This window comes from Variovorax sp. P4_B11 (assembly GCF_056402355.1).
Genome location: NZ_JBFUHO010000002.1, coordinates 357,140 through 367,485, shown reverse-complemented (window position 1 = coordinate 367,485; position 10,346 = coordinate 357,140). Strand labels below are relative to the sequence as shown.

The following is a 10,346-nucleotide window of genomic DNA, read 5'->3' as shown; positions in this document are numbered from 1 at the left end:
GTCGCACCCGCAGGCACCGGCGCCGGGGCCACCGCCTCGCCGGGCCGCGACGCGACGCTGAATGCGCTCATGCGCCCTTTCACCTGGTAGCTCTGAGGCTGGTCCGCCGCGCCTTGCCAGCTGGCCTCGATGCGTTCGACCAGGCCGCGCGGCTGGTAGGCCTCGATCTGCTCGCGGGTCGCATCGCCCAGCGGCAGCCGGTCGGCGATCAGCGCCAGTGCCGCGAGGTCGAGCCGGTCGGCACGCAAGGCGCTGCGTTCGGCGCTCCGGCCCTTGGCCTCCGAATGCTGGAACCACAGATTGCCGCCGGGCCAGCGCATGTTGTCGGCGGTATCGAACTGCAGCCGGCTGGTGGCGAACTCCAGCGTGCCGTCGTCGCGCCTGCCGGTCAGGCGTCCGGTCACGTCGCGCAGCACCAGCGGCTCGAGCGCCTTGCCCAGCGAAGCGTCGATGCGGGTCAGCGCCAGGTCGGCCGCGCCGCCCGTGAATTCGCCGTCGTTGACGTCGGCCCAGATGCGCAGGCCGCCGGCGGCTTCGCGGATCCGGCCATCGAGGTCGACGTAGCGGCCGAGCCGCGTGACATCGATATAAGGCAGGTCGGCGTAGACCTGCCCGTCCCAGGTGCGCCAGTTGCCGCTGCGCACCGACAGCAGCGGCTGGCGGAACTGGCCGCGCAGCGTGATGCGCTCGCCCCAGCCGACCGGCGGCGTGGCGTCCAGGCGCATGGCGTGGCTGCGGGCCCCGTTGCGGGCCACGAACTGCACCTCGGTCAGCAGCAGCGGCGCCGTCTTGCGCTGTTCGTCGGTCCAGCGCACGGTGCCGCCCTGCACCACCACCTCGCGCTGGGCGAAGAACCAGTCGGCGCCGTCGCCGCCGCCGCTGGTGTCGCTCGACATGTCGAGCCCGGCGATATGGAGCTTGCCGAGCGCATCGCGCCGGACCTCGACCTGCGGCCGCTCGATGTAGAGCTGCTCGAAGCTCAGGTTCCAGAGCGAGCGCGGCGACACGCTGGCCACCACCCGCTCGAGCCGCAACGCCTCCTGGCTGCGCTTGTCCATCAGCACCAGATCGCGCAGCTCGACCGTGGGAAAGAAGCCGCCCGAGCGGGCGCTGATGGAACCGATGCGAACGGGAACGCCGATGGCCCGCGTGGCCTGCGCCTCCAGCGCGCCACGGTAGTTACCGATTCGCGGCACAATCCAGAGATGTAGGACAACGACTGACAGCGCAAGCAGGAGCCATGCACCGATCAGCAAACCCAACAACCAGCGCGCCGTCGCAGCGGTGATCTTGAGCAGACGTGAAGGGGAAGACGTCGTGTCGTTCATTGAGGATCGCGCTGTGTCAGGAATTATGACCGCCAGCTCCCAGCCGGGTTCCACCGCCGCCGATGCCGCCGTGCTTCGGTCGCCGCCATCATCCGATTCGCCGCCCTTGTCGGCATCTTCCCGCTTCGTTCAGCGATTGCGCCGCCGCTATGCCGGCGAGCTGTCGCTGCTGCCGCCGGGCGAACCCCTGCGCCCCCACATGGCCGAGGCCTATCGGGCCCTGCGCGGTCGCGGCGACAACGCCGCCGACGCGCTGCGCATCGTGCGCCAACTGGTGATGGAGCGGCTGGTCACGCTCGACTGCGACCGGCAGGCGCCGCTGGCGGTGGTCACCACCGCGGTCACCGAGCTGGCCGAATTCGCGCTCGACGTCGCCTGCCGCGAGGCCTGCGCCGAGCTCGACGAGGCCCACGGCGCGCCGCTCGCGGCCGACGGCCAGCGGGCCCAGCTGTGGGTGGTCGGCATGGGCAAGCTCGGCGCCCGCGAACTCAACGTCTCGAGCGACATCGACCTGATCTACCTCTACGACCAGGACGGCGAGACCGCCGGCAATGCCGAGGGCCGCGCGCAGCTGTCCAACCACGAGTACTTCGGACGCGCGGTCAAGCGGATCTACGCGCTGGTCGGCGACACCACCGAGCACGGCTTCGTGTTCCGGGTCGACCTGGCGTTGCGGCCCAACGGGAATTCCGGGCCGAGCGTGGTCTCGCTCGACGCCCTCGAAGAGTATTTCCAGGTCCAGGGCCGCGAATGGGAGCGATTCGCATGGCTCAAGAGCCGCGTGGTGGCGCCCACGGCGGTGGTGGCCGACGGCTCGGCGCAGGCGCTGCGCGGCGTGGTGCTGCCCTTCGTCTTCCGCCGCTACCTCGACTACAGCGTGTTCGACTCGCTGCGCACGCTGCACCGGCAGATTCGCGAGCAGGCGGCGCGCCGCAGCGCCGGCCGGCCCGAGCGCGCCAACGACGTCAAGCTGTCGCGCGGCGGCATCCGCGAGATCGAGTTCACCGTGCAGTTGCTGCAGGTGGTGCGCGGCGGCCGGTTCCCCGAACTGCGGACCCGGCCCACGCTCGATGCGCTGCAGCGCCTGGCACGCGCCGGCCTGATGCCGCAGGAGACCGCCGATGCACTCGCCGCCGCCTACGAGTTCCTGCGCCGGGTCGAGCACCGCATCCAGTACCTGGACGACCAGCAGACCCACGTGCTGCCGGTCAACGACGACGACCTGCGCTGGATCGCGCGCACGCTCGGCTACGCCGATTGCTGCGCCTTCCTGGCCCAGCTCGACACCCACCGCGAATTCGTCGCCCAGGAGTTCGACACGCTGCTGGGCGGCAAGAAGCCGTGCTCCGGCTGCAAGGGCGGCGCGCCGGCCGTGGCGCCGGTCGACCTGACCGACCTGATCGAGACGCTGCCCGCGCCCTTCGCCGAGCGCATCGAGGCCTGGGCCCAGAACCCGCGGATACTGGCGCTGCGCGACGACACCCGGGCCCGGCTGCGCCAGCTGGTGCAGCGTACCGGCCAATGGCTGCGCGAACCCGACAGCGACGCCCAGGGCCAGATCAGCCACCATGTCGACGCCGCGCTGCGCTGGGCCGACTGGATCGAGCCGCTCTTGCGGCGCGACAGCTACATCGCGCTGCTGGTCGAGCGGCCCGCCGTGCAGGAGCGGCTGCTGCGCCTGCTCGGCTCGGCCAAGTGGCCGGCGCGCTACCTGCTGCAGCATCCCGGCGTGATCGACGAATTGGCCAGCAACGCGATGCTGTCGGGGCGCTTCGTCGCGGCCGAGTTCGAGCGCGAGCTCGAGGACCGCCATCGCTCGCTGACCCAGACCGGCGAGGCCGACGAGGAGCGCCTGCTGAACCTGCTGCGCCACGCCCACCATGCGGAGCTGTTCCGCACCCTGGCGCGCGACGTCGACGGACGCATCACGGTCGAGCAGGTGGCCGACGACCTGAGCGCCCTGGCCGAGGCTGTGCTGCGCGCGACCGCGCGCTGGTGCTGGCCGCAGGTTCGGAATCCGCACCGCGAGCAGCCGCGCTTCGCGATCATCGGCTACGGCAAGCTCGGCGGCAAGGAACTGGGCTACGGCAGCGACCTCGACATCGTGTTCGTCTACGACGACGAGGACGAGCGCGCCGGCGAGGTCTATGCGGCCTATGTGCGCAAGCTGATCAACTGGCTCACGGTCAAGACCCGCGAAGGCGACCTGTTCGAGATCGACACAGCGCTGCGTCCCAACGGCAGCTCGGGCCTGCTCACCACCAGCTTCGAGGCCTACGAGAAATACCAGCTCGGCCGCGGCAGCAACACCGCCTGGACCTGGGAGCACCAGGCCATGACGCGCGCGCGCTTCGTCCTGGGCGCGCCGGCGCTCGGCGAGCGCTTCGACCGCATCCGCGAGGCCGTGATCACGGCGCCGCGCGACCGCGAGGCCCTCAAGGCCGAGATCGTCGCGATGCGCGAGAAGGTGCGCGCCGCGCGCCCGGTCAAGCCCGAGCGCTTCGATGTCAAGCACAGCCCCGGCGGCATGGTCGATGCCGAGTTCGCAGTGCAGTTCCTGGTGCTGTCCGAAGCCAAGGCGCATCCCGAACTGGTGCCCAACGTCGGCAACATCGCGCTGCTGCAGCGGGCCGAGGCCGCCGGCCTGCTGCCCGCGGGGGTTGGCCAGGCCGCCGCGTCGGCCTACCGCGAGTTGCGCCGCGTGCAGCACCGGGCCCGGCTCAACGAGGAACCGACCCAGGTGCCGATGGACGCGCTGGTGGCCGAGCGCGAGGCCATGCTTGCGCTGTGGAAGGCCGTATTTGGCTAGCCGCAAGCTGCCTCCGCGCGTCCTCGCGTGGACAGCGACGGCGACGCTGATCCTTCTGGCGGGCTGCGCCAGCGGGCCGCGCGGCGGACGCGACGGTGCCGCGGCCAGTCCGCCCACCGGCCTGAGCCAGGTGCCCGACGCCGAACCCCGCGTCGAGCCCATCCGCGGCAGCGGCGGCACCAGCAAGCCGTATGTGGTGCTCGGTCGGTCGTACACGCCCATCGTCGACGACCGGCCGTTTCGCGAAAGCGGGCTCGCATCGTGGTACGGCACCAAGTTCCACGCCCAGTCGACCGCCAGCGGCGAGCCCTACGACATGTACGCGATGACGGCGGCGCACAAGACGCTGCCGCTGCCGAGCTACGTGCGGGTGCGCAATCCGGCCAACGGGCGCGAGGTGATCGTGCGGGTCAACGACCGCGGCCCGTTCCACGACGACCGGGTGATCGATCTGAGCTACACCGCCGCGCTCAAGCTCGATCTGCTGCGCGGCGTCGCACCGGTCGAGATCGAGCGCATCACCAACGAGGACATCCGCACCGGCGCCTGGCGGCGCGGCGACACGCCGGTGCTGGCGCAGCGGGCGATGCCGGACTCGGCCACCGTCGCGTCCACGGCGGCGCTTGCACCCGTTGCCCCCGTGGACAGCGTCGCGGTGCCTGCCGCGCTGACCGCGCCGGTGGTGGCCACGTCGCGCTACGACGCCATGGAGATCACGGCACTGCCGCCGATGGCGCCGCTCGCCGCGCCGCCGGCCGCAGCACCGGCCCAGATGCAGGATGCGCCGCCGGCTCCGCGTGCGTCCGCCGCCGGACCTGGACCTGGTTACTGGGTGCAACTCGGCGCCTTCAGCCAGCGCGACGGCGCGCTGCGCTTCCTGCAGCGGGTGGCGCGCGAAATGCCGCCGCTGGCGGGCAGCCTCAACGTCTTCAGCGAAAGCGGAACCCACCGCCTGCAAGCCGGGCCCTTCGCATCGCGTGACCTGGCGCGCGAAACGGCCGAACAGGTCCGCAATGGATTGCAGTTGGCCCCGGTGATCGTCGAGCGGCGCTGAAAGCGCCGCGACGGGGTCAGGCGCCCTGGTATTCGGGCTTCGGGCCCAGGGAAGCCGCCAGTTCCTTGCGGTAGCGGTTGAGCTCCTGCACCGTCTTGAAGCTGCGGTTCATCAGCAGGCTCAGGTTGTGCAGGATCCGCTCGCCGACCTTGCTTTCCCAGACGGCATCGAACTTGATCTGCTTGTCGAGCCAATGTTCGAGCCAGTCGGGATCGGGCACGCGGCTCTGGATCGTGTCGTTCGGGAACAGCGCCTTGTTGACGTGCAGGTTGGTCGGATGCAGCGCCTGCGCGGTGCGGCGCGCGCTGGCCATCAGCACGCCGACCTTGGTGAAGGCCGAACGCGCCTCGTCGCCGAACTTCTCCATGGCGCGCTTCATGTAACGCAGGTAGGCGCCGCCGTGGCGCGCCTCGTCCTGGCTCAGCGTGGTGTAGATGTGCTTGATGACCGGCTCGGTATGCCATTCGGCCGCACGGCGATACCAGTGGTTCAGGCGGATCTCGCCGCAGAAATGCAGCATCAGGGTCTCGAGCGGCGGGGCCGGGTCGAAATCGAAGCGCACGTCGTGCAGTTCCTGCTCGGTCGGTGCATGCTGCGGGCTGAAGCGCTTCAGGTACTCCATCAGCACCAGCGAATGCTTCTGCTCCTCGAAGAACCAGATCGACATGAAGGCCGAGAAGTCGCTGTCATGGCGGTTGTCGCGCAGGAACATCTCGGTGGCCGGCAGTGCCGCCCATTCCGTGATCGCGTTCATCTTGATGGTCTGGGCCTGCTCTTCGGTGAGCAGGGTTGCGTCGAAAGACTGCCAAGGAATATCCTTGTCCATGTCCCAGCGGACAGATTCGAGTTGTCTGAAGAGTTCCGGATAAAGCATCAATGTCTTTCTTAAGCCGCCGGATTTTAGTCGGCCGGCTCGGCAAGCACGTGACAGGCGCGCGACGATGCAAATCCGCGCGCCCCGGACGCGGCGAATTCGAGATCCTTTTTCACTCGGGAAGACCGCCATGCGAATACCCTTCGGAATCCTAATGCCATTGTTTCCGGCCATGGCGCTGGCGTTCTGCCTGCTCCCGTCCGAGGCCGGCGCCCAGGCCGCAGCCGCTGCCTCATCCGGCTGCCCGGCCATCCTGCAGCACACCTTTCCGCGGCTCCAGGATGAAAAGCCCCAGTCCTTGTGCCAGTACGCGGGCAAGGTCGTGCTGGTGGTCAATACCGCCAGCTTCTGCGGCTTCACGCCCCAGTACAAGGGCCTCGAGGCGCTCGACGGCAAATACCGCGCCCGAGGGCTCGTGGTGCTCGGCTTTCCGTCGAACGATTTCGCCCAGGAGGCCGGCTCGAACAAGGAGATCGCCGAATTCTGCGAAAACACCTTCGGCGTCAAATTTCCGATGTTCGCGAAATCCTCGGTTCGCGGCCCCGACGCCAGCGCGCTTTTCAAGCAACTGGCCCAGCGCTCCGGGACCACCCCGAAATGGAACTTCTACAAGTACCTGATCGGCCGCGACGGCAAGGTGGTTGACGCCTATTCGAGCATGACGGCACCGGACGACCGCGCGTTCGTGCGGGAGATCGAGAAGCAGCTGGACGCCGCACCGCTGGCGGCGGCGAAACCCACTTCTGCAGCACTCTCGAACTAGTCACAAACGCTTACCTATCGCCAGGAACCGGCTCGCCAACCTGCGCTCATACCGTTTCCGGGCACGAAGGGTCCGGTCGGTTTTCATGTTGCGAGGTCTTCCTGGCGCCTGCCGCCAGGTTGAAATCCCGAGGCGATTCTTCTCCTCCTCCCTCCCTCCCTCCTTCGCGTCGGGGCGCCTCGTAACATCTTTATTGCTCGCCCCCAGGTTGGGCTCACTTCGTGTAGCCCGCCCACCCCCTGCCGGGGGCAACACCGGCGGCCCGGCAAAGCCGGTTCCGCGGTGTTTCACCAACGGGCCTGGCTACGCCGGCCTCGCAAAGCAAAAAGCCCCCGTCGCTGGGGGCTTTTTTCCGGGCGGTGCGTCGCACGCGCCTGTTCGGGAGTTGCCGCGGAACCGGCTTTGCCGGGCCGCTGGCGACGCCCCCTGCAAGGGGGTGGGCGGCTACACGCAGTGAGCCAACCTGGGGGTGTTCAAGGTTTCGTTTCAGCGAAGCTGGGGCGGAGCATCAGCTTGTCGTAGAGGCGGACCAGGTTGGAGCGGTCGGCGCGCCAGTCGATCTCGGGGAAGCGATAGTCGAGCCAGCCCAGCACGCAGCCGACGGCGATGTCGGACAGGCTCAGGTGAATGCCGCTGCAGAAGGGCTTGTCGGCCAGGCCCTTGGCCATCGCCGCGATGCCGGCATTGATCTTGCCGCGCTGCCGGTCCATCCAGGCCTGGCTGCGCTCGCTGTCGGCGCGGTGCACCCAGGTGGCCTCCATGCGCAGCAGCAGGCCGGCGTCCATCACGCCATCGGCCAGCGCCTCCCAGGTCTTGACCTCCGCGCGCTCGCGGCTCTGCTGCGGAATCAGCTTGCCGACCGGCGACAGGGTGTCGAGGTATTCGACGATCACGCGCGAATCGAACATCGCCTCGCTGCCGTCCATGATCAGGCAAGGCACCTTGCCAAGCGGGTTGGAACTGGAAATCGTGGTGTCGGCAGACCAGACGTCTTCGATCACGAACTGGTAATCGAGCCGCTTCTCGGCCATGACCACGCGCACCTTGCGCACGTACGGGCTGGCAGCGGATCCGATCAGTTTCATGCAGGCACTCCCCCATCTGGGTCATCGTTGTAGCGCTTTGATTCTAGGGGAATGCGAGTCACGGAATATTGCGCCGATGGCGGCGAAATTGCTTCGGCCGTGGCGCAACCTAAAATTGGCCCATGAGTTTCTCCACCGTCTCCGCCCTTTCCCCCCTTGATGGCCGCTATGCGGCCAAGCTCTCGGCGCTGCGTCCGCTGATGAGCGAACAGGGCTACATGCACCGGCGCGTGCAGGTCGAGGTGGCGTGGTTCATCGCCCTCTCGGACTGCGGCTTCGCCGAATTCAAGCCGCTCACGGGCGGGGCCCGCAAATACCTGCTCGGCCTGGTCTCCAATTTCTCGGAGGCCGACGCCGTCGCGATCAAACAGATCGAGAAGACCACCAACCACGATGTGAAAGCGGTCGAGTACTGGATCAAGTCGAAGTTCGAGGCCCGTCCGGAACTGCTGGCCGCCTCCGAGTTCGTCCATTTCGCCTGCACCAGCGAGGACATCAACAACACCAGCCACGCGCTGCAGATCCAGGCCGCGCGCGAAAAGGTCATGCTGCCGGCCATCGATGGCCTGATCGCCACCCTGCGCGACATGGCCCACAAGTTCGCCGGCGTGTCGATGCTCTCGCGCACCCATGGCCAGACCGCGAGCCCGACCACGGTCGGCAAGGAACTCGCGAACGTCGCGGTGCGGCTGGCCAAGGCGCGCGAGCAGATCGCCAGCGTGCAGCTGCTGGGCAAGATGAACGGCGCCGTCGGCAACTACAACGCCCACATGGCGGCGTGGCCCGAGTTCGACTGGGAGGCCTTCAGCCGCAAGGTGGTCGAGACGCCCGCGCCGCTCGGCCTGGGCCTGAGCTTCCAGCCCTACAGCATCCAGATCGAGCCGCACGACTACATGGCCGAACTGTTCGATGCCGTGGCACGCGCCAACACCATCCTGCTCGACTTCTCGCGCGACATCTGGGGCTACGTCAGCCTGGGCTATTTCAAGCAGCGGCTCAAGCCGGGCGAGATCGGCTCCTCGACCATGCCGCACAAGGTCAATCCGATCGATTTCGAGAATGCCGAGGGCAACCTGGGCCTGGCCAACGCGGTGCTGCGCCACCTGAGCGAGAAGCTGCCGATCAGTCGCTGGCAGCGCGACCTGACCGACAGCACCGTGCTGCGCAATATCGGTGTCGCCTTCGGCTATGCCACCCTGGCCTACGCCAGCCTGGCGACCGGGATGGGCAAGCTCGAACTCAACGAGGAAGCGCTGGCCGACGACCTCGACGCCGCGTGGGAAGTACTGGCCGAGCCGATCCAGACCGTGATGCGGCGTTTCGGCGTCCAGGGCGCCTACGAGCAGCTGAAGGAAGTCACGCGCGGCAAGACCGTGACCGCCGAGGCGCTGCAAGGGCTGATCCGCGCGCTGGAGATCCCCGAGGCCGAGAAAGAGCGCCTGCTGGCCATGACGCCGGCCAGCTACATCGGCAAGGCAGCCGAACTGGCCCGGCGGGCATGAAGGCCCCCACGCTCGGCACTTCGTGTCCTCGCTGCCCCCCGAGGGGGCTGATCCGCCTTGGGGCGGCCCGGCGGCGAATCAATGCCCCCACGCTCGGCACTTCGTGTCCTCGCTGCCCCCCGAGGGGGCTGATCCGCCTTGGGGCGGCCCGGCGGCGGATCTGATGGCGCTCAAATCGACCATCTTCAAGGCCAGTCTCGCGGTCGCCGACATCGACCACAACTACTACGCCGACCACGCGCTAACCCTGGCGCGCCATCCCAGCGAGACCGACGAGCGGATGATGATCCGGCTGGTCGCGCTGGCCCTCAACGCCCACAAGCTGCAGGACGTGTGCAACGGCGACGGCACGCTGGCCTTCGGTGCCGGCCTGTCGAATCCGGACGAGCCCGATGTCTGGCTGCGTGATTTCACCGGCCAGGTGAAGCTCTGGATCGAAGTCGGCCAGCCGGAGGACAAGCCGGTGATCAAGGCCTGCGGCAAGGCCGACGAGGTGATCGTCTACTGCTTCAACCACGCCGCCGAGATCTGGTGGCGCGGCATCGAGAACAAGCTGACCCGGCCGCAGAACCTCAGCGTGTTCAGGGTTCCGACGGCGGCCTCGCAGTCGCTGGCGGCGCTGGCGCAGCGCTCGATGCAGCTTCAGGCCACGATCCAGGAAGGCACGCTGATGCTGGGCGACGGCAAGCACAGCATCGACATCGAGCCGGTCAGGCTGCGGTAGGCCGGCGCCCCCTCGGGGGCAGCAAGTACACGCAGTGACGGCGCGTGGGGGCCGGCCAGGCCGGCGCCGGGCCGCCCCAAGGCGGTCTGCGCCCCCTCGGGGGGCAGCGACCACACGAAGTGAGGGAGCGTGGGGGCCAGCCAGGCCGGCGCCGGGCCGCCCCAAGGCGGCCTGCGGCCCCCCCGGGGGGCAGCGACCACACGAAGT

At 68.6% G+C, this 10,346-nt stretch carries 8 protein-coding genes; 5 read left to right on the top strand and 3 right to left on the bottom strand.

The features are described 5' to 3' along the window. Positions 1 to 1,328 (bottom strand): YhdP family phospholipid transporter (locus AC1DYD_RS03930; protein WP_478171429.1); only part of this gene is annotated, 1,328 nt, incomplete at its 3' end. A 25-nt stretch (positions 1,329 to 1,353) separates the two neighbouring features. On the opposite strand from AC1DYD_RS03930, the gene glnE reads away from it, so the two are divergent. Both glnE and AC1DYD_RS03920 read left to right on the top strand, forming a co-directional pair. Further along, positions 1,354 to 4,137, top strand: a complete 2,784-nt coding sequence (gene glnE / locus AC1DYD_RS03925; RefSeq protein ID WP_478171428.1) for a bifunctional [glutamate--ammonia ligase]-adenylyl-L-tyrosine phosphorylase/[glutamate--ammonia-ligase] adenylyltransferase — start codon at positions 1,354 to 1,356, stop codon at positions 4,135 to 4,137. Next, the gene (locus AC1DYD_RS03920) at positions 4,130 to 5,191 is read left to right on the top strand and encodes a septal ring lytic transglycosylase RlpA family protein (RefSeq protein ID WP_478171427.1); all 1,062 of its coding nucleotides are present in this window, start codon (positions 4,130 to 4,132) and stop codon (positions 5,189 to 5,191) included. Before glnE ends, AC1DYD_RS03920 begins: the two co-directional genes overlap by 8 nt. A gap of 16 nt (positions 5,192 to 5,207) precedes the next feature. On the opposite strand, the gene AC1DYD_RS03915 is transcribed toward AC1DYD_RS03920, so the two are convergent. Beyond that, positions 5,208 to 6,065 (bottom strand): ferritin family protein, encoded by an 858-nt coding sequence (locus AC1DYD_RS03915; RefSeq protein ID WP_478171426.1) that lies wholly within the window; start codon positions 6,063 to 6,065, stop codon positions 5,208 to 5,210. A 154-nt stretch (positions 6,066 to 6,219) separates the two neighbouring features. Here AC1DYD_RS03915 and AC1DYD_RS03910 point away from each other — a divergent pair, with 154 nt between their 5' ends. Then, complete coding sequence (locus tag AC1DYD_RS03910) at positions 6,220 to 6,828, top strand: glutathione peroxidase (RefSeq protein ID WP_478171444.1); 609 nt, start codon at positions 6,220 to 6,222, stop codon at positions 6,826 to 6,828. A 473-nt stretch (positions 6,829 to 7,301) separates the two neighbouring features. Here the strand turns inward: AC1DYD_RS03910 and AC1DYD_RS03905 are convergent, their stop codons facing one another. Further along, entirely contained in the window at positions 7,302 to 7,913 is a 612-nt protein-coding gene (locus AC1DYD_RS03905) for a glutathione S-transferase N-terminal domain-containing protein (protein ID WP_478171425.1), read from the bottom strand. Positions 7,914 to 8,035: 122 nt separating this feature from the next. On the opposite strand from AC1DYD_RS03905, the gene purB reads away from it, so the two are divergent. Beyond that, positions 8,036 to 9,415, top strand: coding sequence for an adenylosuccinate lyase (purB, locus tag AC1DYD_RS03900; protein ID WP_478171424.1), 1,380 nt, complete (start codon positions 8,036 to 8,038; stop codon positions 9,413 to 9,415). Positions 9,416 to 9,578: 163 nt separating this feature from the next. Then, the gene (locus tag AC1DYD_RS03895; RefSeq protein ID WP_478171423.1) at positions 9,579 to 10,139 is read left to right on the top strand and encodes a YaeQ family protein; all 561 of its coding nucleotides are present in this window, start codon (positions 9,579 to 9,581) and stop codon (positions 10,137 to 10,139) included. The last annotated feature ends 207 nt before the right edge of the window (positions 10,140 to 10,346 follow it).